Annotated in this window: 19 protein-coding genes and 1 pseudogene; 19 read left to right on the top strand and 1 reads right to left on the bottom strand. The window is 72.1% G+C overall.

Going from position 1 to position 22,454, the window contains the following annotated elements; all coding sequences use genetic code 11:
• Positions 1 to 63, top strand: a 63-nt coding sequence (locus D9R02_RS12365; protein WP_369007867.1) for an Rv2175c family DNA-binding protein, incomplete at its 5' end; no start/stop codon positions are given.
• 40 nt (positions 64 to 103) lie between these two features.
• Positions 104 to 322, top strand: a pseudogene (locus tag D9R02_RS06625) (Rv2175c family DNA-binding protein); the annotation flags it as partial.
• 94 nt (positions 323 to 416) lie between these two features.
• On the opposite strand, the gene D9R02_RS06620 reads toward D9R02_RS06625, so the two are convergent.
• A complete protein-coding gene (locus tag D9R02_RS06620) occupies positions 417 to 1,529 on the bottom strand; it encodes a polyprenyl synthetase family protein (RefSeq protein ID WP_121566593.1) in 1,113 nt (370 codons plus the stop codon).
• 215 nt (positions 1,530 to 1,744) lie between these two features.
• On the opposite strand from D9R02_RS06620, the gene dinB reads away from it, so the two are divergent.
• The 17 genes from dinB to D9R02_RS06535 all read left to right on the top strand — a co-directional run bounded on the left by dinB (position 1,745) and on the right by D9R02_RS06535 (position 22,339).
• The gene (dinB, locus tag D9R02_RS06615) at positions 1,745 to 2,983 is read left to right on the top strand and encodes a DNA polymerase IV (protein ID WP_121566592.1); all 1,239 of its coding nucleotides are present in this window, start codon (positions 1,745 to 1,747) and stop codon (positions 2,981 to 2,983) included.
• A 51-nt stretch (positions 2,984 to 3,034) separates the two neighbouring features.
• On the top strand, positions 3,035 to 3,427 hold the full coding sequence (locus tag D9R02_RS06610; RefSeq protein ID WP_019310747.1) for an SCO2097 family morphological protein: 393 nt from the start codon (positions 3,035 to 3,037) through the stop codon (positions 3,425 to 3,427).
• A gap of 273 nt (positions 3,428 to 3,700) precedes the next feature.
• Positions 3,701 to 4,132 carry a division/cell wall cluster transcriptional repressor MraZ gene (gene mraZ, locus D9R02_RS06605; RefSeq protein WP_019310746.1) on the top strand — a complete coding sequence of 144 codons (432 nt, stop codon included), beginning with the start codon at positions 3,701 to 3,703 and terminating at the stop codon, positions 4,130 to 4,132.
• A 373-nt stretch (positions 4,133 to 4,505) separates the two neighbouring features.
• On the top strand, positions 4,506 to 5,489 hold the full coding sequence (rsmH, locus tag D9R02_RS06600) for a 16S rRNA (cytosine(1402)-N(4))-methyltransferase RsmH (protein WP_039100803.1): 984 nt from the start codon (positions 4,506 to 4,508) through the stop codon (positions 5,487 to 5,489).
• Positions 5,486 to 6,097, top strand: coding sequence for a cell division protein FtsL (gene ftsL, locus D9R02_RS06595; RefSeq protein ID WP_070636528.1), 612 nt, complete (start codon positions 5,486 to 5,488; stop codon positions 6,095 to 6,097). Before rsmH ends, ftsL begins: the two co-directional genes overlap by 4 nt.
• A gap of 83 nt (positions 6,098 to 6,180) precedes the next feature.
• Positions 6,181 to 8,034, top strand: coding sequence for a peptidoglycan D,D-transpeptidase FtsI family protein (locus D9R02_RS06590; protein WP_183085959.1), 1,854 nt, complete (start codon positions 6,181 to 6,183; stop codon positions 8,032 to 8,034).
• A 96-nt stretch (positions 8,035 to 8,130) separates the two neighbouring features.
• Positions 8,131 to 9,771, top strand: a complete 1,641-nt coding sequence (locus tag D9R02_RS06585) for a UDP-N-acetylmuramoyl-L-alanyl-D-glutamate--2,6-diaminopimelate ligase (RefSeq protein WP_102613884.1) — start codon at positions 8,131 to 8,133, stop codon at positions 9,769 to 9,771.
• Complete coding sequence (locus D9R02_RS06580; protein ID WP_121566590.1) at positions 9,768 to 11,246, top strand: UDP-N-acetylmuramoyl-tripeptide--D-alanyl-D-alanine ligase; 1,479 nt, start codon at positions 9,768 to 9,770, stop codon at positions 11,244 to 11,246. The genes D9R02_RS06585 and D9R02_RS06580 overlap by 4 nt, the downstream gene beginning before the upstream one ends.
• A gap of 5 nt (positions 11,247 to 11,251) precedes the next feature.
• Positions 11,252 to 12,385: a phospho-N-acetylmuramoyl-pentapeptide-transferase gene (gene mraY / locus D9R02_RS06575; RefSeq protein ID WP_121566589.1), complete on the top strand. Its 1,134-nt coding sequence runs from the start codon at positions 11,252 to 11,254 to the stop codon at positions 12,383 to 12,385.
• A gap of 79 nt (positions 12,386 to 12,464) precedes the next feature.
• A complete protein-coding gene (murD, locus tag D9R02_RS06570) occupies positions 12,465 to 14,036 on the top strand; it encodes a UDP-N-acetylmuramoyl-L-alanine--D-glutamate ligase (protein WP_183085958.1) in 1,572 nt (523 codons plus the stop codon).
• Positions 14,036 to 15,376 carry a putative lipid II flippase FtsW gene (ftsW, locus tag D9R02_RS06565; protein ID WP_070636515.1) on the top strand — a complete coding sequence of 447 codons (1,341 nt, stop codon included), beginning with the start codon at positions 14,036 to 14,038 and terminating at the stop codon, positions 15,374 to 15,376. The genes murD and ftsW overlap by 1 nt, the downstream gene beginning before the upstream one ends.
• On the top strand, positions 15,373 to 16,506 hold the full coding sequence (gene murG, locus D9R02_RS06560) for an undecaprenyldiphospho-muramoylpentapeptide beta-N-acetylglucosaminyltransferase (protein WP_121566588.1): 1,134 nt from the start codon (positions 15,373 to 15,375) through the stop codon (positions 16,504 to 16,506). Before ftsW ends, murG begins: the two co-directional genes overlap by 4 nt.
• A 36-nt stretch (positions 16,507 to 16,542) precedes the next feature.
• On the top strand, positions 16,543 to 17,952 hold the full coding sequence (gene murC, locus D9R02_RS06555; protein WP_121566587.1) for a UDP-N-acetylmuramate--L-alanine ligase: 1,410 nt from the start codon (positions 16,543 to 16,545) through the stop codon (positions 17,950 to 17,952).
• Positions 17,949 to 19,094 (top strand): cell division protein FtsQ/DivIB, encoded by a 1,146-nt coding sequence (locus tag D9R02_RS06550; protein ID WP_121566586.1) that lies wholly within the window; start codon positions 17,949 to 17,951, stop codon positions 19,092 to 19,094. The genes murC and D9R02_RS06550 overlap by 4 nt, the downstream gene beginning before the upstream one ends.
• 243 nt (positions 19,095 to 19,337) lie before the next feature.
• Entirely contained in the window at positions 19,338 to 20,582 is a 1,245-nt protein-coding gene (gene ftsZ / locus D9R02_RS06545) for a cell division protein FtsZ (RefSeq protein ID WP_121566585.1), read from the top strand.
• Between the two features lie 171 nt (positions 20,583 to 20,753).
• A complete protein-coding gene (locus tag D9R02_RS06540; protein ID WP_121566584.1) occupies positions 20,754 to 21,488 on the top strand; it encodes a purine nucleoside phosphorylase YfiH/LACC1 family protein in 735 nt (244 codons plus the stop codon).
• Positions 21,485 to 22,339, top strand: coding sequence for a YggS family pyridoxal phosphate enzyme (locus D9R02_RS06535; protein WP_121566583.1), 855 nt, complete (start codon positions 21,485 to 21,487; stop codon positions 22,337 to 22,339). The genes D9R02_RS06540 and D9R02_RS06535 overlap by 4 nt, the downstream gene beginning before the upstream one ends.
• The last annotated feature ends 115 nt before the right edge of the window (positions 22,340 to 22,454 follow it).

Raw genomic sequence — 22,454 nt, 5'->3', positions numbered from 1 at the left:
GACGCGCTGCGCCGCGGTCAGAAGACCGAGGTGCGGCGCCGGGCACAGGCGCTCGGCTGGTGAACCGGGCCGACTGAGAACAGCGGAGGGCGCCGGCCCGCGGCGTGCCCGGACCCCGCCCGCGGCGTTCATGGACGGCTCGCACCCCGTGGACTCCCTCAAGGGCACGGTGGCGGTGCTGCGTGACGCGGCCTACACGGATGCGCAGGCCATCCGCTGGCTGTTCACCGAGGACGAGTCCCTCCCTGGCCGCCCGATCGACGCGCTGCGCCGCGGTCAGAAGACCGAGGTGCGGCGCCGGGCACAGGCGCTCGGCTGGTGAACCGGGCCGACTGAGAACAGCGGAGGGCGCCGGCCCGCGGCGTGCCCGGACCCCGCCCGCGGCGCGGGGCTCGCGGCCCCTGCTCCGGGGTGACTCAGCGTGTGCGGCGCACCGCCGCGTCCGCCAGCGCCCGCAGTCCCGCGCGGGGCACCTCGCCGGTGGGCAGCACCGCCAACGCCGCGTCCGAGGACGCCACGAGGTCCGCGATGAGCTGCTCGGAGCGCTCGTGGGCGCCGCTGGAGCGCATGAGGTCACGCACCCGCGCCACGTCCTCCTCGGTGAGCCGTTCGCTGCCCAGCACCGATTCGAGCCACTGCCGCTGCGCGGGGGAGCACCCGGCGGAGCAGAGCGCGATCAGCGCGGTGCGCTTGCCCTCCCTGATGTCGTCCCCCGCGGGTTTGCCCGTGGTCTCCGGGTCGCCGAACACACCCAGGACGTCGTCGCGCAGCTGGAACGCCTCTCCCAGGGGAAGGGTGAACGCGGCGCACGCGGCCAGGAACTCGTCGTCCGCACCGGCCAGGGCGGCACCGATGGCCACGGGGTGCTCCACCGAGTACTTGGCGGACTTGTAGCGCAGCACCGTCATGGCGCGCTCGAGCTGCACCGCGGCGTCGTGCGACGGCGGGGCGACCTCCGCGTGGATGTCGAGGTACTGCCCGGCCATCACCTCGGTGCGCATGCTCGAGAAGATGTGCCGCGCCGCGGCCCCCGCCGCAGGGGCCACACCTGCGGCGGCCTCGGCGAAGAGCTGCTCCGCGAAGGACAGACTCATGTCCCCGGTGAGCACGGCGGCACCGACGCCGAAGTGCTCGGGATCCGCGGCCCAGCCGGCCTCGCGGTGGACGGCCTCGAAGACCCTGTGGACGCTCGGCCTGCCGCGGCGGGTGTCCGAGCGGTCCAGGACGTCGTCGTGGATCAGCGCCGCCGTCTGGAACAGTTCGAGGGATGCCGCCGCGGCCACCACGACGTCGCTGCCCGCCTCCCCGCCCGCGGCGCACCAGCCCCAGTGGCACAGTCGCGCGCGCAGCCGCTTGCCGCCGTCCGTGAGGTCGGCGATGGCCGCCACCAGGCGCGTGGCGTCGGGGGAGATGGCGGTGACCCGTTCCCGCTCGGCGGCGAAGAACTCGCGGATGGCGGTGTCGAGCCGGGCGGTGAACTGGGCGTCCTGCGCGGCGGCAGTGGCGGCGGGATCGTCCGTGGAGGTCATTCCGGGGCACCTTTGCTGGGAGGGGTGGCGTGTGCCGGGCCACGCGGGCCGGGCTCGCCCGCGGGGTCCGCGGACCGGCCCGCCCAGCCTAGCCGCACGTCACGGGCTCCGTTCAGCGTGTCGGAGCCGAACCCTATGCTGGGCTCCGTCCCGGCCCCGACTCGGCGGGGATCTCCGGGTCCGTCCCGGAGGAGCGGAGACGGGAGGCGCACGCGATGGGCGGTCCGAGCCCGCAGCAGCTGGAGGAGTACCGGCGCTGCGCGATCCTCCACGTGGACATGGACATGTTCTACGTGGGGGTCGAGCTGCTCACCGCACCGCAGCACCGCGGCCGCCCAGTGATCGTCGCGGGTTCCGGGCCGCGCTCCGTGGTGCTCTCGGCCTCCTACGAGGCCCGCGAGTACGGGGTGCACTCCGCCATGCCGGTCTCCCAGGCGCGGGCCAGGTGCCCCTCGGCAGTGCTGCTGGAACCCCACCGGGAGGCCTACGCCCACTACTCGGCGATCGTGATGGACATCTTCCGCTCCGTGACGGACCGGGTGGAGCAGCTGAGCGTGGACGAGGCGTTCGTGGACGTCTCGGGCGCCATCCGCCGCTGCGGGCCACCCGTGGAGATCGCCCGGCGGCTGCGGCGCACCATCCACGAGCGGACCGGGCTCACCGCGTCCGTGGGGATCGGAGAGAACAAGACGGTGGCCAAGATCGCCTCGGCGCACTGCAAGCCGGACGGGCTGCTCGTGGTGGCCCCGGAGCACACCCGGGCGTTCCTCGCCCACCTGCCGGTGGAGCGGCTGTGGGGCGTGGGCAGGCGCACGTCCGAGACCCTTCACGCGGCGGGACTCGCCACGGTGGGGGACATCGCGGACACCCCGCTGCCGCGGCTGCACGCCCTCGTGGGGGTGGCCGCGGGCTCACACCTGCAGCAGCTCGCCCTCGGCCACGACCCGCGCCCCGTGACACCCGCGCGGGAGGAGAAGAGCCTGGGTGCCGAACGCACGTTCCAGACGGACGTGGCGGACACCGCCCAGCTCAAGCGCGTCCTGCTCGGGCTGAGCCACGACACGGCGGCCCGGCTGAGACGCCACGGGCTGCTCACGGGACGGGTGGGGCTCAAGCTGCGGTACGCGGACTTCACCACGATCACCCGCTCGCGCACCCTGGGCCACCCGGTGGCCTCCGCCCACGACCTCTACACGGAGGCCGCCGGTCTGCTCGAAGCACTGGGGCCGCGCCCGCAGGCGGTGCGGCTGATAGGTGTCAGGTCCGAGAAGCTCGTGGGATCCGGCCACGCCCTCCAGCTCAGCCTGGACGGCCGCGAGGGGGAGTGGGGAGCGGCAGAGGAGGCCATGGACCGGGTGCACCACAGGTTCGGGCCGGGGGTCGTGCGTCCAGCGAAACTGATGGATCCCACGGTGCCAAACGCCCCGCCACGGGATATTCTGGACGGTACGTGAGGGACGGTCCCACGGCCACCGCCTCACTCTCTCAACCCCACAGGAGGAATCGTGCCTCTCTCCGAGCACGAACAGCAGCTTCTCGCCCAGCTCGAGAAGCAGCTGCACGAAGACGACCCCCGCTTCGCATCCAGCATGCACACCGAGACGGTGCGGGGGCGGGGCTCCATGCGCAACGTCGTGCTGGGGGTCGTGCTCGCGGTGGTGGGACTCGGCGTCCTCCTCGCCGGGGTGTCCACGCAGCTGATCGTGGTGGGAGTGCTCGGCTTCGTGGTCATGGCCGGCGGCACGTACGTGGCCACCCTCCGCAGCAAGGCTCCCGCGGGCGCGGCGTCGTCCACGGGCACCACCCCGGGGGGCTCCGGACCCGCCCCGAAGAAGTCCTCCACTTTCCTCCAGGGTCTTGAGGAGAAGTGGGACAGGCGCAACCAGGGCGGGCTCTGACCGGCCCGCCAGAGGCCCTCGCGGCTCCGATCTTCCTCGAACTCCCCGGCGTGTCGCCGGGGAGTTCTTCTGTCTCCGCTCCCGCGGCACCACCGCCCCCGCCCCAGGACAGGGCCCGGTTGCGCCTCCTCTCGAGGGGCCCGCAGACCCTGGATCGGGCTGCCCGGAGAGGCATTGTGGAGCGTTCTGCATTGACCGGGGAGTGGAGTGGAGTAAAGTGGAGGGCGGTAGAGAAGCGGGGGTCGGGCTGGCCCTGAGGCGGAGGCGGTGGCGATGTTTCTCGGAACATACGAACCGCGTCTCGACGACAAGGCACGGCTCATCCTCCCGGCCAAGTTCAGGGCTGAACTGGCGGACGGACTCGTGCTGACGCGCGGACAGGAGCGATGCCTGTACGTGTTCAGCGCGGAGGAGTTCGCCAGGGTCCACGAACAGATGCGGGCGGCGCCGCTGTCGTCCAAGCAGGCCAGGGACTACATCCGCGTTTTTCTCTCCGGAGCCTCGGACGAGGTTCCGGACAAGCAAGGTCGCATCACCATTCCCGCGTCCCTGCGCTCCTACGCGGGCCTGGACCGGGAACTGGCGGTGATCGGGGCGGGCAGCCGCGCCGAGATCTGGGATGCGGCCGCCTGGCAGCAGTACCTCTCGGAGAAGGAAGCGGCATTCTCCGAGACCGAGGACGAGGTCATCCCCGGACTCTTCTGAGGTCCCGGCCCGGTGCCTCGCCGGTGCGTTCCCGGTCATGAGATCTCCAGCCGCCCACGTCACCGTCCTGACTCGACTTCCCCCGAGCCAGGCCGGATTCGAGGGGCGAGCGGCGGATGGGGATCTGGTGACCGGGTGGCCGGCCCGCGGGGCCGCCGCGCCCGGAGACGAATCGGAGGGCCAGGATCGCCGGGTGCGCCGCCCGATCCGAGCCGCCACTGGGCGGTGATGTCACTGGGCTGTGACGTCAGTGTGCGGTGCGACGTCACCGGCAGGTTCCTCGGCCGCGTCGGCGGGCGGTCACGGCCCGTACCATGGCACAGGGTCCTCGACCCACCCCCCAGCACCACCAGCAACAGACCAGGAGCCCGGCATGGAAGAGGCGCCCGCCGAGCAGCGGCACGTTCCCGTGATGCTGCACCGCTGCCTCGACCTCCTCGCCCCGGCACTGGAGTCCCCGAGCCCTGTGGTCGTCGACGCGACCCTCGGGATGGGCGGGCACACCGAGGCGATCCTCGACCGTTTCCCGCGCGCCAGGGTGGTGGGCATCGACCGGGACCCGCAGGCGCTGCGGCTCGCCGGACGGCGCCTCGAGCGGTTCGGGGACCGCTTCACGAGCATCCACACCACGTACGACCACATTGCCGACGCCGCCGCGCTGGCGGGCGTGGAGCGGGTGGACGGGATCCTCTTCGACCTGGGAGTCTCCTCCCTCCAGCTGGACGAGCGCGACCGCGGCTTCGCCTACTCCTTCGACGCGCCACTCGACATGCGCATGGACTCCCGGGCCGAGCTCACGGCCCGCACGGTGGTCAACGAGTACTCCGAGGATGAGCTGCGGGACATCATCTACCGGTGGGGTGAGGACCGCTTCGCGCCGCGGATCGCGCGCGCGATCGTGGCCGCCCGGACGCAGGCACCGCTGGACACCACCGCCCAGCTCGTGGAGGTGGTGCGCTCCGCCGTTCCCGCCGCCGCGCAGCACAAGAAGGGGCACCCCGCCAAGCAGACGTTCCAGGCGCTGCGCATCGAGGTCAACGAGGAGCTGGACGTCCTGGAGCGGGCGATCCCCGCGGCCGTGGAAACTGTCAGGGTGGGAGGGCGTGTCGTCGCCATGAGCTACCACTCCCTGGAGGACAGAATCGTCAAGCAGGAGTTCGCTCGCGGTGCGCGTTCCACGGCACCCCGGGGCTTCCCCGTGGAGCTGCCGGAGCACCAGCCGGTGCTGAAGGTCGTCACGCGCGGGGCCGAGCGGGCCCACGAGGACGAGACGGCGGGCAACCCGCGCGCCGCGTCCGCCCGGCTCCGGGCGGCGGAGCGCCTGCGGGAAACCACGACACCAGGGGGGACGCGATGAGCCGAGGACCGGACCGCGCGGCGTCGGCCCCGGAGTCCCCGGGTGACGCGCAGCGGCAGCCGCTGTCGGTGGTGCCACGGCGCGTGCCCCGCCGCAGCCGTGTGTCCACGGTGGTGATGTGCGCGCTCGCACTGGCCGCGGCACTCGTGGGCATCCTGCTGCTGAACGTCCAGATCACGCAGGGGCAGTACCAGCTGACCGAGCTCACCGGGCAGGAGCGGGCGCTGTCGCAGGAGAACGAGGCGCTCACGCAGGACATCGAGGCCAACTCCGCGCCGCAGAACCTCGCCGCCCGCGCGAACGACCTCGGCATGGTGCCGGCCCAGGACGTGGGCAGCATCAACGTGGACACCGGTGACGTCACACCGCCGTCCGCACCGGCGGAGAAGAAGGACTCCCAGGACATCCTCGTCCCGCCCGCGGAGATGAAGGGCTCCGACGCCGCCGAGAAGAACCGCGCGGCCGCGGAGGAGCGTGCGGAGAAGCGCGCCAAGGAGGAGGCGGAGAAGAAGACCGCCCAGCGTGAGGCCGACCGCAAGGCCGAGGAGGCGCGGGACCTCAACGGCGGTTCCATCCCCGCGCCGTCGCAGCGCGCGCCCGGTCAATGACCCGTCGGTCCGCCCGGCGGACCGGAACCAGCACCCGTCGGAGGTAGCCGCACCACGCAGGCGTCCAGGAATCGAGGAAGACCGTGTCACCAGCACCCGCGCGCAGGAACCGCCTGCTCAGGCCCTACACGCGCACCCAGGTGGGGATCGCCCTCCTGCTGGCGCTGCTGCTGCTCGTGGCCGGTCGGCTCTTCTGGGTGCAGGGCCTGGACCCCACGGGCCGTGCCGAGACGGCCGCGCAGCAGCGCACCATGGTGGAGCCCGTTCCCGCAGTGCGGGGCGAGATCACGGACACGAGCGGCACCGTGCTGGCCCGCACGCTGCAGCGCTACGACATCACGGTGGACCAGACCGCGGTCACGGACGTGGCGGTTCCGAACAAGGACGGCACCGTGGAGACGGTGACGCCCACCCAGGCGGTCTACAAGATCGCCGACGCGCTGGGGATGAAGGACTCGGACGTCAAGAACGCCCTGGACGGCGACAAGACCTTCAACTACGTGGCGCGCGGGGTCACCCCCGAGCAGTACAACGCCCTGCGCGAGCTGAACCTGCCCTACATCTACGGCCAGCCCACCTTCCAGCGCAGCTACCCGAACGGTTCCCTGGGCGGGTCCGTGGTGGGCTTCCTGGGTAGTGAGGGACAGGCCCTCGGCGGCATCGAGCAGACCCAGGACGAGCTGCTGCGGGGCACGGACGGAGAACGCCAGTTCGAGATCTCCGGCGACGGGGTGCGCATCCCGGTGGCGCCGCAGGAGCAGAAGGCCGCGCAGGACGGTTCGGACGTCCAGCTGTCCCTGGACAGCGACGTCCAGTTCTTCGCGGAGCAGGCCGTGCGCGAACGCACCAAGGAGCTCAAGGCCGAGTGGGGCACGGCCGTGGTCATGGATGTGAAGACCGGCAAGGTGCTGGCGCTCGCGGACTCGTCCTCGGTGGACCCGAACGTGCCGGGCAAGGCGGACGCGGAGGACCTCTCCGCGCGCGCTGTGACCCAGGCCGTCGAGCCCGGGTCCACGGAGAAGATCGCCACGCTCGCGGGCGCCCTGGACCGGGGGATCGTGGCGCCGGAGACCGAGATCACCGTGCCGCCGTACCTGCAGATCGGCTCCGAGAAGATCACGGACGCGTTCGACCACGGCACGCAGAACCGCACCGCCGCGGGCATCATTGCGGACTCCATGAACACGGGAACCGTGATCATGGGCTCCAAGATGGACAAGGAGACCCGCCACGACAACCTCGAGGAATTCGGGGTGGGCTCGGCCACCGGCATCGAGCTGCCCGGCGAGTCCACGGGCATCCTGACCCCGGCCGCACAGTGGGATGCCCGCCAGGAGTACACGGTGCTGTTCGGACAGGGGGTGTCCCAGACACCGCTGCGCACGGCCTCGATCTTCCAGGCGGTGGCCAACGGCGGGAAGCAGATCGAGCCGCGGATCGTGGAGTCCACCACGGCCCCGGACGGCACGGTCACCACGCCCGAGAGCCCCGCCCCGAAGCAGGTGATCTCGGAGACCGCGGCCCAGCAGACCCTGGACGTGATGGAGAACGTGGTCACCCAGGGCGGCGCCAAGGACGCCGCCGTTCCCGGCTACCGCGTGGGCGGCAAGACCGGCACCGCGGAAGCCCCCAGCGAGAAGGGCGGCTACGACGGCTTCACCACGTCTTTCGTGGGAGTGGCACCCATGGAGGACCCGCAGTACCTCGTGGGCGTCACCATGCAGCGGCCGCAGGGCGACGTCCACACCGTGGGCGTGACGTCCACGTTCTCCCAGATCATGTCCCAGGTGCTTCACCACTACAACGTGGCGCCCTCCACCACCAAGGCGCCGGAGCTGGACATGCAGGTGCCGGAGAACATCAAGAAGGACGTGACACCCACCAACGCGCTCGAGCAGACCTGGCCTCAGCCGGGCAGGGACGAGTCCCAGGGATAAACTGCGGACTCAGAGCGACAACGCACGAGCAATCACCGGTGAGACACCGGCCCGGGTGGACGGGGCACGTCCGCAGACAGGTTCGAAGAGGTATTCATGGTGGCTTCTGCCCGCGAGGGATCGGATGCGCAGAGCGTGCGTCCGTCCCATCCCGTCCCGCACACGGTCGAGGACGTCGCCCGGCTCACGGGCGCCCGGCTGGTGCCGGTGGCCACGGGCCGTCCGGGCTCCGTCACGGGCGTGGTGCTGAACTCCCGGGAGGTGCAGCCCGGTGACCTCTACGCGGCTCTGCCCGGTGCCCGCGTCCACGGTGCCCGCTTCGCGTCCGACGCCGCCGCGGCCGGTGCGGTGGCCGTGCTCACGGATCCGGACGGAGCGGCGGAGCTCTCGCGGACCGGCGTGGAGCTGCCGGTGCTCGTGAGCCCCGAGCCCCGTCAGTGGGTCGGCTCCGTGGCCGCGGCCGTGTACGGCTCCCAGCCGGAGGACGGCGCGGCCCAGAAACTGTTCGCGGTGACCGGGACCAACGGCAAGACGACCACCACCTACTTCACCACCTCCGTCCTGCGCGCCCTGGGGCACACCACGGGGCTGATCGGGACCATCGAGATCCTCGCCGGGGACACCCCCATCCCGTCGCAGCTCACCACCCCGGAGGCCCCCCACGTCCACAGCCTGCTGGCGCTGATGCGGGAACGGGGTATCACGGCCACCGCCATGGAGGTCTCCTCGCACGCGCTCGAGTTCCACCGCGTGGACGGGGTGCGCTACGACGTTGCGGGGTTCACCAACCTCACCCAGGACCACCTGGACCTGCACGGCTCCATGGCGGAGTACTTCGAGGCCAAGGCCCAGCTGTTCACGGCGCAGCGGACCCGGCGCGCCGTCGTCGTGCTGTCCGAGGACGACCCGTGGGGCGCGGCCATGGCGCGCCGGGCCCGGGAGAACCTCGGGGCGCAGAACGTGAGCACCGTGGCCCTGCGGGGCAGCGACCACGGGGGTCCCGAGACGGACGCGGCGGACTGGACCCTGAGCTCGCTGACCAGCCGGGGCATCGGCACGTCGTTCGTGCTGCGGCACCGGGATGGCCGTGAGCTGCGCGTGCACACCGGCCTGCCGGGTGACTTCAACGTGGCCAACGCGGCGCTCGCGGTGCTCATGGTGCTGGACTCCGGCGTGGCGCTCGACACCCTGCAGCGCGCCCTGGACGAGCACGACCCGCTCACCGCGAGCGTGCCCGGTCGCATGGAGCTCGTGGGGACCCGGCCCACCTCCCTCGTGGACTTCGCCCACAACCCGGACGCCCTGGTGCGTGCGCTGCGCTCGGTGGACCCCGAGGACGGCCGCGTGATCGTCGTGTTCGGCGCCACGGGGGAGCGCGACACCACCAAGCGCCCTGTCATGGGCCGCGTGGCCGCCGAGGAGGCGGACGTGGTGATCGTCACGGACGACGACCCCCACGGGGAGGATCCCGGCCCGATCCGCGAGCAGGTGGCCGCGGGTGCCCGCGAGGCCGTGGCCGCGGGGGCCCGCGCCTCCGAGGTGCTGGTCATCGAACCGCGTGCCACCGCCATCCGCACCGCGGTGCGCATGGCCCGGCCCGAGGACTCGGTCATCGTGGCCGGCAGGGGCCACGAGACCGTGCAGGACGTCGACGGCGTGGACGTCCCCCTGGACGACCGCGTGGAGCTGCGGGAGGCGCTTGCCGCCCTGCAGACGCACTCAGAGGAGCAGAAATGATCGCCATCTCCGCCGCCCGGATCGCGGAGGCCGTGAACGGCCGGCTCGCCGGTGTCCCGGACCCCGACTCCGTGACCGTCACGTCCGTGACCGCCGACTCGCGCGAGGTTGCACCCGGCACGCTGTTCGTCGCCAAGCCGGGGGAGACCACGGACGGTCACCGCTTCGTGCCGCAGGCCGCGGCGGCCGGAGCCGTGCTGCACCTCACCGAGCGCGAGGTCCTGGACGAGTCCGGCAGCCCGTACCCGTGCGTGGTGGTCGAGGACGTGGTCCTGGCCATGGGCGCGCTGGCGAGCCGCGTGGTGCAGCTGCTGCGGGCCGAGCACCCGGTCACGGTCGTGGCCGTCACGGGGTCGGTGGGCAAGACCACCACCAAGGACCTGCTGCACGGGATCTTCGGCGCGGAGGGCCCCACCGTGGCCCCGCGCAACTCCTACAACGGCGAGGTGGGTGTCCCCCTCACGGTGTTCACCGCCACGGAGGACACCGAGTACCTCGTGATCGAGATGGGCGCCACCCACATCGGCAACATCCGCTACCTGTGCGACATGGTGCGCCCGGACGTGGGCGCGGTGCTGTGCGTCGGCTCCGCGCACGCGGGGGAGTTCGGCGGAGTCGAGAACATCGCCCGCGCCAAGGGCGAGATGGTCGAGGCCCTCACGCCCGAGGGCACGGCCGTGCTCAACGACGACGACGCCCGCGTGCGGGCCATGCGCGAGCGCACCGCGGCGCGCGTCCTGTCCTTCGGAGAGGGACCCGAGCCGCGCGACCCCGCCCACCCGGACCCGCGCGTGTGGGCCGAGGACGTCACCACGGGCGCGGACGGCTGCCCGTCCTTCACGCTGCACTTCCCGGACGGCTCGGCCTTCCCGGTGCGCTCGCAGCTGATCGGCGTGCACCACGTGAGCAACCTGCTCGCGGCCGCCTCGGTGGCCTGCGCGGCCGGGGTGGAGCCCGCGCGCATCGCCGCCGGGCTGGAGGGCCGGGGGCCCCGTTCGCGGTGGCGCATGGAGCGCACCGAACGGCCGGACGGCGTGACCGTGGTCAACGACGCCTACAACGCCAACCCGCAGTCCATGAAGGCCGCGCTGCAGACCCTCGCCCAGCTGGGCCGGGGCGACGCCGAGCACCCACCGCGGCGCACGATCGCGGTCATCGGCGGGATGCACGAGCTCGGTGACGAGTCCATCGCCGCCCACGCGGACCTCGGGCAGCTGCTCGTGCGTCTCAACATCTCGCACGTGGTCGCCGTGGGAGACCTCGCCCGGCCCGTGTTCACCGCGGCAACGCTCGAGGGGTCCTGGGGCGAGGAGGCGGCGTGGGTCCCTGACGCCGAGGCCGCGCAGGAGCACCTCGAGGCCGTGCTGTGCCCCGGGGACATCGTGCTGCTGAAGTCCTCCAACGCCGCTGGTCTCCACCACCTGGGCGACCGCATCGCCCGGCGCGGCTCCGACTCGAACGACCAGGAGGGCTGAGCCCGATGATTCAACTGCTCATGGCCGCGGGACTCGGTCTCGTCTTCTCGATCTTCGGGACGCCCCTGCTCATCAAGGTCCTGGCACGGCACGGCTACGGCCAGTACATCCGTGACGACGGCCCCACCTCGCACCAGACCAAGCGCGGCACACCCACGATGGGCGGCGTGGCCATCCTGCTCTCGGTCGTGGCCGCGTACCTGGTGACCCACCTGATCAGCGTCATGATCTGGCCCGCCAACGGTGGCATCACGCTCTCCGGCGTCCTCGCGCTCGCCCTCATGCTTGGCATGGGGCTCGTGGGGTTCCTGGACGACTACAAGAAGATCTCCCAGAAGCAGAACCTGGGGCTGACCCCTGCCGGGAAGATGGTGCTGCAGGGCGCGATCGGCAGCGCGTTCGCGGTGCTCGTGCTGTTCTTCCCGGACGAGGCGGGCAGCACCCCGGCCTCCACGGCGATCTCCTGGACCCGTGACACCGGGATCGACCTCGCGTTCGCGGGGCCGGTCGTCGGCCTGCTGCTGTTCGTGGTCTGGGTGAACCTGATCGCCACCGGCACCACCAACGCGGTCAACCTCACGGACGGTCTGGACGGGCTCGCCACGGGGGCGTCCATCCTGGTGTTCAGCGGCTACATGCTGATCACGCTGTGGCAGGCGGGCCACCTGTGCGAGAACGTGGCGCAGGCCGCGTGCTACGAGGTGCGGGACCCCATGGACCTCTCCCTCGTGGCGGCCGCCCTCGTGGGGTCGCTGATCGGCTTCCTGTGGTGGAACACCTCGCCCGCCAAGATCTTCATGGGGGACACCGGCTCCCTGGGCCTCGGCGGCGCGCTGGCCGCGTTCGCGGTGCTCTCCCGCACCGAGCTGCTGCTCGTGCTGATCGCGGGTCTGTTCGTGGTCATCACGATGTCTGTGATCCTGCAGGTGGGCTACTTCAAGCTCTCCCACGGCAAGCGGATCTTCAAGATGGCGCCGCTGCAGCACCACTTCGAGCTCAAGGGCTGGCAGGAGGTCACCATCGTGGTGCGGTTCTGGGTGATCGCCGGGCTCTTCGTGGCGGCGGCCCTGGGCATGTTCTACGGTGACTGGCTGCTGTTCAACGGCGGTGCGTTCCCCGGCACCGAGGGCCTGCACTGACGACGCCGCTCGGCACCCGGGCGCCCCACGATCCACCGCCACCACACACGTTCCGCACGAGGATGAGGCAGACACGGTCATGATGCACGCGAGCAACGACAACCCGATCCTGGAGAACCCCCGGCTCGCCGGGCTGACCAGCTGGGACGCCCCGTGGGCGGGGCTGCGCGTGGTGGTCGCCGGGATCGGCGTCTCGGGCTTCGCCGCCGCGGACACCCTGATCGAGCTGGGCGCGCTGGTCACCGTGGTGGACGCGGGGGACACCGAACGCAACCGGCAGAGCGCGGACACCCTGAAGATCGTGGGGGCGAGCGACGTCGTGCTGGGACCGGACGCCATGACCCGCGTGCCGGACGTGGCGGGGGAGCGCCCCGACCTCGTGGTCACGTCCCCGGGGATCCGGCCCACCAGCCCGCTGCTCACGGCGGCGCGCGAGGAGGGCATCCAGATCTGGGGGGACGTGGAGCTCGCGTGGCGCGTGAACCGCAGGCAGGGGCGCAAGACCCCGCAGTGGCTGTGCCTCACCGGGACCAACGGCAAGACCACCACGGTGGGGATGACGGCCTCGATCCTGCAGGCCGCCGGGCTCAAGGCGATCGCCGTGGGCAACGTGGGCACGCCCATCCTGGACGCGCTGCGCGATCCCGTGGAGTACGACGTCCTGGCCGTGGAGCTCTCCAGCTTCCAGCTGCACTGGATGCACTCGGTCTCCCCGCTGGCCTCGGCCGTTCTCAACGTGGCCGAGGACCACGTGGACTGGCACGGCAGCTTCGAGAACTACCGCGCGGACAAGTCCCGCGTGTACGAGAACACGCAGGTGGCCTGCGTGTACAACGCCGAGCAGCCCGGTGCCGAGGAACTCGTGGAGGCCGCGGACGTGGTGGAGGGCTGCCGCGCGGTGGGCTTCACCACGCAGCACCCCGGGCTGTCCATGGTGGGGGTCGTGGAGGATCTCCTGGTGGACCGGGCGTTCGTGGCCGACCGTGTGAAGACCGCCGCCGAGCTGGGATCGGTCTCCGACACCGGCCCCCTCCCCACGCGCCACGGCGTGGCCAACGCGCTGGCCGCGGCCGCACTGGCCCGGGCCGCGGGGGTGGAGCCGGAGGCGGTGCGGGACGGTCTCCGGGCGCACCACCCCGGGGAGCACCGCATCCAGCTGGTGCTCGAGTCCGAGGGCGTGCGCTGGGTCAACGACTCCAAGGCCACCAACCCGCACGCCGCGCAGGCCTCCCTCTCCGCGTTCGACCCCGTGGTGTGGATCGCCGGGGGACTCTCCAAGGGCGTGAGCTACGAGGACCTCGTGGAGCGCAACGCCGGTCGCCTCAAGGCCGTGGTGGTCATCGGCACCGACCACGCCGGGCTGCTGGACTCGCTCGCACGGCTCGCGCCGGAGGTCCCCGTGCACCACGCCACCCCGGGCAGCCCCGGTGCGGCCGTCGCGGACGCATCCGCCGCCGCGGACCAGGCACCTCTCGACCCCGCGGACGGGCCTGCTGTCATGCGCCACGCCGTCCGGCTGGCCCACGGCATCGCCGCCCCCGGGGACACCGTGCTGATGGCACCCGCCGCAGCGTCCATGGACCAGTTCGCGGACTACGCGCAGCGCGGCCAGGCCTTCATCCGCGGCGTGCACGAGGAACTGGGGCTGTGATGAGCGCACCGACCACCGAACGCCCGGCACCCGCGGACGCCGCCGAGGGCGCGGCCCTGAGCACGAGGATGCGGCGGCTGTGGCACCAGTTCACGGACGGCCCGCTCTACCACTCCTACTACGCGCTGGCCGGCTGCGTGATCCTGCTGACCGGCATCGGCGTGATGATGGTGCTCTCGGCGTCCGCCGTGGAGTCCATCTCCGACTCCCGTTCCGCGTACTCCCTCTTCGCCAAGCAGGCGATGTTCGGGGTGCTGGGGCTGATCGTCATGTTCGGACTGTCCCTCGTGCCCACCCACGTGTACCGCAAGGCCGCATGGCCCGCATGGATCTTCAGTGTGCTGGTCTCCGCTCTTGTCTTCACACCCCTGGGGCGTGAGGTCAACGGCAACCGCAACTGGCTGGTTCTCGGCGGGCAGTCGATCCAGCCCTCCGAGGTCGCGAAGCTGGCCATGAGTCTCGCGCTCGCGGCGGTGCTCGCCGCCCAGGGCAGGGCGGTCGAGGGGGACTGGAGGAAGGCCATGTGGCCGTCCTTCCTGGCGTTCGCCGTCCCCACGGCCATGGTCCTGCTGGGCGGGGATGCCGGAACCGCCATCGTGTTCTGCCTCATCTACGCCGCCGCGCTGTGGTTCGCGGGGGCCCCGCTGAGGATCTTCGCCGCCGGCGGCGTTCTCGCGGCGGGGGCCGGACTGCTGCTGGTGATCGTCGCCCCGCACCGTCTGGACCGCATCACCGGGTGGCTCTTCGGGGACTGCGGGGCCACGGACGCGTGCTGGCAGGCCGAGCAGGGGCTCAACGCCCTGGCCACCGGCGGCTGGTGGGGAGTGGGCCTGGGCCAGTCCCGGTTGAAGTACAACTACGTGCCGGAGGCCCACAACGACTACATCTTCTCGATCATCGGCGAGGAGCTCGGGCTCGTGGGCACCATGATCATCCTGGTGCTGTTCGTCATCATGGTGGTGGCCATGGCCCGGATCCTGACCCGCACCCGCAGCACGTTCGTGCGCATCACCACCGCGTGCATCACCACGTGGATCGTGGGGCAGGCGTTCGTGAACATGGGCATGGTCACGGGGCTGCTGCCGGTGATCGGGATCCCGCTGCCGTTCATCAGCTACGGTGGATCCGCGCTCCTCATGACCATGGCCGCCGTGGGAGTGGTCATGTCCTTCGCGAGGGTGCCGCGCACCGTGCGGGTGCGTTCCACGGGCGGCTCCGCCGAGGCGCAGATCCTGGACGAGCAGGAGGCCCGTGAGCGCGGGCTCGATCCGGACGTCCGCGAGGGGCGGCCCACGTGGCGCGAGCGACTGACCAGCCGAGCAGGAAGGGGCCGAGCATGACCACGACACCAGGACCCGGCACGGAGGAGCAGCGCGCGGGCTCGGCCCGCGTGGTGCTGGCGGGCGGTGGCACCGCGGGCCACATCAGCCCGCTGCTGGCCATCGCACGGGCCATCCAGGAGGCCAGGGCGGACGCCACGGTGTGCGCCGTGGGCACGGCCGCTGGCATGGAGACCCGCCTGGTCCCGGAGGCGGGCGTGCAGCTGGAGCTCATCGAACGCGTTCCTCTGCCCCGCAGGCCCTCCGTGGATCTCATGCGCCTTCCCCGGCGCATGGCCACAGCCGTGGCGCAGGCCGGTCGCATCCTCGACGCGCAGCAGGCCACCGTGGTCGTGGGGGTGGGCGGCTACGTCTGCACGCCCGTGTACCTCGCGGCCGCCCGCCGCAGGATCCCCGTGGTGATCCACGAGGCCAACGCCAAGCCCGGACTCGCCAACCGGGTGGGAGCCCGGTTCGCCTCCGTGGTGGCCACGGCCTTCCCGGACACGCCCCTGCGCGGAGCGCGCGTGGTGGGCATGCCCATGCGCGAGGAGATCGCCACCCTGGACCGGGCCGCCCAGAAGTCCCGGGCGCGCGTGGCCCTCGGACTGCAGCCGGACCTGCCCACCGTGGTGGTCACGGGCGGCTCCTCCGGTGCCCAGTCCATGAACCGCACCGTGGCGGCCGTGGCGCGCGAGGTCGGCGAGCACGGCTACCAGCTGCTGCACGTGACCGGGCGGACCAAGGAGGTCCGCACCCCGGACGGCGAGCTACTGCGCGCCAGGAACTACGTGCAGACCGAGTTCGTGGACGGCATGGAGTCGGTGTACGCCGCCGCGGACCTGCTCGTGGCGCGCGCCGGCGCGGCCACCGTGTGCGAGGTCGCCGCCGTGGGACTGCCCGCCGTGTTCGTCCCCCTGCCCATCGGCAACGGCGAGCAGGAGCTCAACGCCCGGTCCCTCGTGGCAGCCGGCGGTGCGCAGATCGTGGCCGACGACCAGTTCACGCCGCAGTTCTACCGCGACACCGTGGCTCCGCTCGTGTCCGACGCCGCTCGGCTGGACCGCATGGCCCGCGCCTCCGCGGCCCACGGCGTGCGCGACGCCGCCCAGGTGATGGCCCGCCTGACCCTCGACAGCGCCCGGCGCTGATCCCCCCCCGCTTCCCACCGCCCACAGGAGAACACCGTGAACAGCCAGCAACCGCTCGATCCCCGCGACCTGGGCCGCGTGCACTTCATCGGCATGGGCGGCGCGGGAATGTCCGCCGTGGCACGGCTGCTGCTGGCCCGGGACGTGGCCGTGAGCGGCTCCGACGCCAAGGACTCCCCGGGGCTGCGGGAGCTTGAGTCCCTCGGCGCGCACGTGTTCGTGGGCCAGGACGCGCAGAACGTGGCGGCAGCGGACACGGTGGTGGTCTCCACCGCCATCAAGGACGAGAACCCCGAACTGGCCGCCGCGCGCGAGTTCGGCCTGCGGGTGCTGCACCGGTCCCAGGCGCTCGCGGCCGCCATGCACGGGCGCCACGTGATCGCCGTGGCGGGCACGCACGGCAAGACCACCACGAGCTCCATGACGGCGGTGGCCCTGCGCGCGGCGGGGCTCGACCCCTCGTGGGCCATCGGCGCCCACGTGGCCGATCTGGGGGCGAACGCCGGCTTCGGCGCGGGGGAGTGGTTCGTCGCGGAGGCCGACGAGTCGGACGGCTCCTTCCTGGCCTACCACCCGCGGATCGCTGTGGTGACCAACGTGGAGGCGGACCACCTGGACCACTACGGCAGCCAGGAGGAGTTCTTCCGCGCGTTCAACGAGTTCTCGGCGACCATCCGCGACGGCGGCGTCCTGGTGGCGTGCGCGGACGACCCCGGGGCCGCGAACCTCGCCGCGCGGCGTCGTGCGGCGGGACACACTGTGGTGACGTACGGCGCCGCGGCCACGGCGGACGTCGTGTTCTCCGAGCCCGTCCCGCGCGGCACCGGCTCCACGTGCCGGCTCGCGTTCACCGTGGCCGGTGAGCGCCGCAGCGAGGAGCTCATGCTCGCCGTGCCCGGCGCGCACAACGTGGCCGACGCCGCCGCAGCCTTCGCCGCGGGCCTCGCCGCGGGCGCGGACGCGGACCGGCTGCTCGCCGGGCTCGCGGACTTCCACGGCTCCGCCCGGCGCTTCGACCTGAAGGGAGAGGTGGGGTCCGTGCGCGTGTTCGACGACTACGCCCACCACCCCACGGAAGTTCTCGCGGCCCTCGGTGCGGCTCGGGACGTGGCCCAGGACCACCGCGTGCTCGCGATCTTCCAGCCCCACCTGTACTCGAGGACCCGCGAGTTCGCGGAGCCGTTCTGCCGTGCCCTGGAACAGGCGGACCTCGCGTGCGTGACCGACGTGTTCGGTGCCCGCGAGCAGCCGGAGCCCGGGATCACGGGCGCCACGATCGTGGAGCACACGAGCACCGACCGGGTGGTCTCCACCCCGGGTGCCGACGAGGCGATCGCCGCGGTGGTGGCGAGCGCGCAACCCGGTGACGTGGTCATGACGATCGGCGCCGGGGACGTCACGGCTCTCGGTCCGCGGGTGCTCGAGGCCCTGGAACACCGCCGATGACGCGCTCCGTTCCGCCGCACCAGCCCTCCTTCGACGGCTGCGCCGGGGCATCCGACGACGGGGACTCGCCGGTTTCCCCGCGGGACGCCGTGCGCGCCCCGGGGTCCGGTTCGACCGCGGTCGGCAGCCACCCGCGCCCCGCGTCCGCGGGACGCTCCGGGGGCGGCACCGGCACCGCGGGGAGCGCCGGGCACGACGCCGCGCGCGGCACGTCCGCAGGTACCGGGGCGAACGAGCAGGACGAGCTCTCCCTCGTCCGGGTCAACGACGAGTCCAAGGTGACCCGCGTGGACACCGGTCAGCTCGAGGCCGTGCCCGAGGCCGGCGGCCGCTTCTCCTCGTGGCGCGCCAAGCGTCGGGCGGCCCGGGAGGAGGGCGCCGGTCAGATCGGGGACGCCCCCGGAGGCGAGGACGATCCGGACGGCACCACGGTGGTCCGCCTGCCCCGCAGCGCGCACCAGCGGCGTCGGCGCCGACGACTGGTCACGCTGCTCGTCTCCCTGCTGGCGCTGATCGCGCTGGTCCTCGTGCTGATCTTCTCGCCCCTCTTCGCCACCCGCACGATCGACGTGCAGGGCGCGACGCTCACCGATCCGCAGAAGGTCGAGGAGGCGCTGTCCGGGTTCCAGGGCGTGCCCATGACCCGGATCTCCAAGCAGGACGTCAAGGACTCCGTGGGCGACGTCCCCCAGGTCAAGTCCGTGGACGTGGCGTTCCAGCCCCCGCACACCATCTCCGTGCGGCTGCACGAGCGCGTGGGGGTTGCGGCGGTCGAGGACGGCTCCTCGGTGGTGCTCGTGGACTCCGAGGGCAAGCCGCTGAGCTCCGTCCCGGCCGAGCGCCGTCCCGACGTCCCCCTCGTGGCCGGGGGCACCAAGGTGCTGAGCACGCCGCAGTTCCAGGCGATCTCGGAGGTGCTGGCCACGCTCCCCGCGGACGTCCTCGTCCGTCTGGAGAGCGCCTCGGCCCCGTCCGGGTCCACGGTGGAACTGAGCATGAAGGACGGTCCCACGGTGGTGTGGGGGGATGCGCGCGACAGCGATGTGAAGGCCCAGGTGGTGGCCACCCTCATGAACTCCGAGGCGGCCTCGACATCCGCTGTGGTGGACGTCTCCGCACCGCTGCACCCCGTGGTGAAGTGAGTTTCGCCTGCAGTTTCTGGAGTTGGCAGTGAGACTTTAAACCTAGGAGTGACCAGGGCAAATGTGGCGCATCCCCGTGACACGTGGGAACATGATAGGGACAGAGCCTTCCGGGTTGTTATCCTGGTCTGCAATGGAATGGCGTTCCCCTGGGAGCGGTCACTTCCCCAGAGTTTCACGTAAGTCTTGAGACTTTCCCCGTCAGCTCTCCCATCCCCGCAAGCCCACGCGAGTTAGGTGCACATGGACTCCTCAACCCCCCAGAACTACTTGGCTGTCATCAAGGTGGTCGGCATCGGCGGCGGCGGCGTGAACGCCGTCAACCGCATGATCGAGGAAGGTCTGCGCGGCGTCGAGTTCATCGCCATCAACACGGACGCCCAGGCCCTGCTGATGTCGGACGCGGACGTCAAGCTCGACGTCGGCCGCGAACTGACCCGCGGCCTCGGCGCCGGCGCCAATCCGGACGTGGGCCGCCAGGCCGCCGAGGACCACGAGGAGGAGATCCAGGAGGTGCTCAAGGGCGCCGACATGGTCTTCGTGACCGCGGGCGAGGGCGGCGGCACCGGCACCGGCGGAGCTCCTGTCGTGGCGCGCATCGCGCGCTCCCTGGGCGCCCTGACCATCGGCGTGGTCACCCGCCCGTTCACCTTCGAGGGTCGTCGTCGCTCCAACCAGGCGGAGAACGGCATCGAGACCCTGCGGGACGAGGTGGACACGCTCATCGTGATCCCCAACGACCGTCTGCTCTCCATCTCGGACCGCAACGTGTCCATGCTGGACGCCTTCAAGTCCGCGGACCAGGTGCTGCTGTCGGGTGTCTCGGGCATCACCGACCTGATCACCACCCCCGGCCTGATCAACCTGGACTTCGCGGACGTGAAGTCCGTGATGCAGGGCGCCGGTTCCGCGCTTATGGGCATCGGCTCCGCCCAGGGCGAGGACCGCGCCGTGAAGGCCGCCGAGCTGGCGATCGCGTCCCCGCTACTGGAGGCCTCGATCGACGGCGCGCACGGTGTGCTGCTGTCCATCCAGGGTGGTTCGGATCTCGGTCTGTTTGAGATCAACGAGGCTGCCCGTCTGGTCCAGGAGGTCGCCCACCCCGAGGCGAACATCATCTTCGGTGCCGTGATCGACGACGCCCTGGGCGACCAGGCGCGCGTCACCGTGATCGCCGCCGGCTTCGACTCCGTCTCCCAGGAGACCAACGCCAACAACTCCTCGCCGGCCCAGCGCCAGGCGGAGAGCACCCAGGCCACCTTCGGCGGCGACGCCTCCCGGCCCTCCGGCCTGGGCCGTTCGCCCCAGCGCGGCGGTTCGTCCTACGGGGCGCCGGCGGTCGGTCTGGGCTCGCGCCAGGGCCAGGACGACGACATCCCGGACGACGCCGGGTTCGACGTGGACCTGCCGGCGGAGTCCGACGCCCCCTCGTCCTCGAACTCCACAAGCCGCAAGGACTCCCTGGACTTCCCGGACTTCCTGAAGTGATGCCGCGGGTGCCCGGCACCCGCGGATGACCTGGGGCCGGTCCGTGCAGCCGGCGGCTCGTGCCGCGGCGGGCGGGGCCGGACCGGTCCGGTGAACGGGGTGACCACCCACGGGTGGTCACCCCGTTCACGTTTCCGCACACCATCCCAGAGCGATTCCGAGGAGGACGCCGTGTGGTACCAGTCAGAGCAGCACGGGGTGGGCGTGGCCTTCACCGACGTGGTCGAGGGCAATCTCGCGGCCCACACGGGTGACGACGTCGCGCGGGTGGCCCAACGGCGTCGTGCCCTGGAAACCGCGCTGAGGTGCGAGCCCGTGCGCTACGTGCGACAGGTGCACGGCACCGTGGTCGCGGACGTGACGGGCACTGCCGCCCCCGTCCGCGCCCCCGAGGCGGACGCGTCCGTGAGTGCGGACGGCACACCCCTGGGAATCCTCACCGCAGACTGCCTCCCGGTGGTCCTCGTGGGCACCCGCTCTCGCGCGGAGCCCGACGACGTTCCCGTGCTCGCGGTGGCGCACGCGGGGCGGAAGGGCCTGCTGGACGGTGTCCTGCAGGCCACGGTCGAGGCCGCGCGGGCGCACGGTGCCGAGCAGCTCACCGCGTGGATCGGACCGGCCGTGTGCGGCCGCTGCTACGAGGTGCCGGGGGAGATGGCGCGCTCGGCCGAACGAATCCTGCCCGGCATCACCACGACCACCGCGCGGGGCACGCCCGGGCTCGACCTGCCCGGGGCGGCCCGGTCGCTGCTCGAGGCGCGCGGCGTCCGTGTGGATCCCGCGTGCGCGGACCGGCGGGCATGGTGCACCCTCGAGCACGACCAGCTGTACTCGTACCGCCGGGACGCGACTCCCGGACGCCTCGCCGGCCTCGTGTGGCCGCGCACCAGGAAGGAGCCCGCATGAGCCACGAACCCACGACCGGAGAGGCGGCGACTGCGTCGCCCGGCGTCACCGAGGACGGTGGCGCGCACCGCACCGCGGAGCTCGCCCAGCGTGTGGCGTCGGTGCGCCAGCGGATCCTGTCCGCCGCGCAGGATCGCGACGAGCAGCACGACCACGGTGGCGAGCTGCCGTCGCTCGTGGTGGTCACCAAGTTCTTCCCCGCCGAGGACGTCCTGAGGCTGCGCGAGCTGGGAGTTCGGGCGGTGGGGGAGAACAAGGACCAGGAGGCCGGGCCGAAGGCCGCCAGGGTGGCCGAGGTGCTGGGCCACTGCGAGCCGCCCGTGACGCCGCCGGTGTGGCACTTCGTGGGGCAGCTGCAGTCGAACAAGGCCAAGCGCGTGGTCCGCTACGCGTCCTGGGTCCACTCGGTGGACCGGCCGTCGCTGGTCACGGCCCTGGGCAAGGCGGTGCGCCACCACAGGGAGGCCGTACTCGCGGAGGAGGTCACCCCGGGGCCGTGCGCGGAGCACGACCTCACGTGCCTGCTCCAGGTGGACCTCGATCCCGAGGCCTCCCGGGACGGCGCCCGCGGGGGAGCTCATCCGGATGCCCTGCCCGCGCTGGCCGACGCCGTGGCGGTGACGGAGGGGCTCGCGCTCGGCGGCGTGATGGCCGTGGCGCCCCGGGACGGGGATCCCTCAGAGGCCTTCGGGAGACTGTGGGAGATCTCCCAGCTGCTGCAGCGCGAGCACCCACAGGCCCGGGCCGTCTCCGCGGGCATGAGCGGGGACCTCGAGGCCGCGGTGCTCGCGGGGGCCACGCACGTGCGCATCGGATCGGATGTTCTCGGGCCCCGGCCCGCGGTGCGGTAGCGTTGTGACGGACGACCTGCGGGCCGATGCACGTCGCCCCCCGCCGAAGAATTCGAGGAGACAATATGGCCGGAGCGCTGCGTCGCACCATGGTGTATCTCGGGCTGGCCGAGAC

This window comes from Kocuria rhizophila (assembly GCF_003667225.1).
Classification (GTDB): Bacteria; Actinomycetota; Actinomycetes; order Actinomycetales; family Micrococcaceae; genus Kocuria; species Kocuria rhizophila.
This window is presented reverse-complemented; position numbering and strand designations above follow the sequence as displayed.

Excerpts from the sequence above, each read along its gene's own strand:
- D9R02_RS06620 (WP_121566593.1), bottom strand. The coding sequence starts at position 1,529 with ATGACCTCCACGGACGATCCCGCCGCCACTGCCGCCGCGCAGGACGCC.
- dinB (WP_121566592.1), top strand. The coding sequence starts at position 1,745 with ATGGGCGGTCCGAGCCCGCAGCAGCTGGAGGAGTACCGGCGCTGCGCG.
- mraZ (WP_019310746.1), top strand. The coding sequence starts at position 3,701 with ATGTTTCTCGGAACATACGAACCGCGTCTCGACGACAAGGCACGGCTC.
- rsmH (WP_039100803.1), top strand. The coding sequence starts at position 4,506 with ATGGAAGAGGCGCCCGCCGAGCAGCGGCACGTTCCCGTGATGCTGCAC.
- ftsL (WP_070636528.1), top strand. The coding sequence starts at position 5,486 with ATGAGCCGAGGACCGGACCGCGCGGCGTCGGCCCCGGAGTCCCCGGGT.
- D9R02_RS06585 (WP_102613884.1), top strand. The coding sequence starts at position 8,131 with ATGGTGGCTTCTGCCCGCGAGGGATCGGATGCGCAGAGCGTGCGTCCG.
- D9R02_RS06580 (WP_121566590.1), top strand. The coding sequence starts at position 9,768 with ATGATCGCCATCTCCGCCGCCCGGATCGCGGAGGCCGTGAACGGCCGG.
- mraY (WP_121566589.1), top strand. The coding sequence starts at position 11,252 with ATGATTCAACTGCTCATGGCCGCGGGACTCGGTCTCGTCTTCTCGATC.
- murD (WP_183085958.1), top strand. The coding sequence starts at position 12,465 with ATGATGCACGCGAGCAACGACAACCCGATCCTGGAGAACCCCCGGCTC.
- ftsW (WP_070636515.1), top strand. The coding sequence starts at position 14,036 with ATGAGCGCACCGACCACCGAACGCCCGGCACCCGCGGACGCCGCCGAG.
- murG (WP_121566588.1), top strand. The coding sequence starts at position 15,373 with ATGACCACGACACCAGGACCCGGCACGGAGGAGCAGCGCGCGGGCTCG.
- D9R02_RS06550 (WP_121566586.1), top strand. The coding sequence starts at position 17,949 with ATGACGCGCTCCGTTCCGCCGCACCAGCCCTCCTTCGACGGCTGCGCC.
- ftsZ (WP_121566585.1), top strand. The coding sequence starts at position 19,338 with ATGGACTCCTCAACCCCCCAGAACTACTTGGCTGTCATCAAGGTGGTC.
- D9R02_RS06535 (WP_121566583.1), top strand. The coding sequence starts at position 21,485 with ATGAGCCACGAACCCACGACCGGAGAGGCGGCGACTGCGTCGCCCGGC.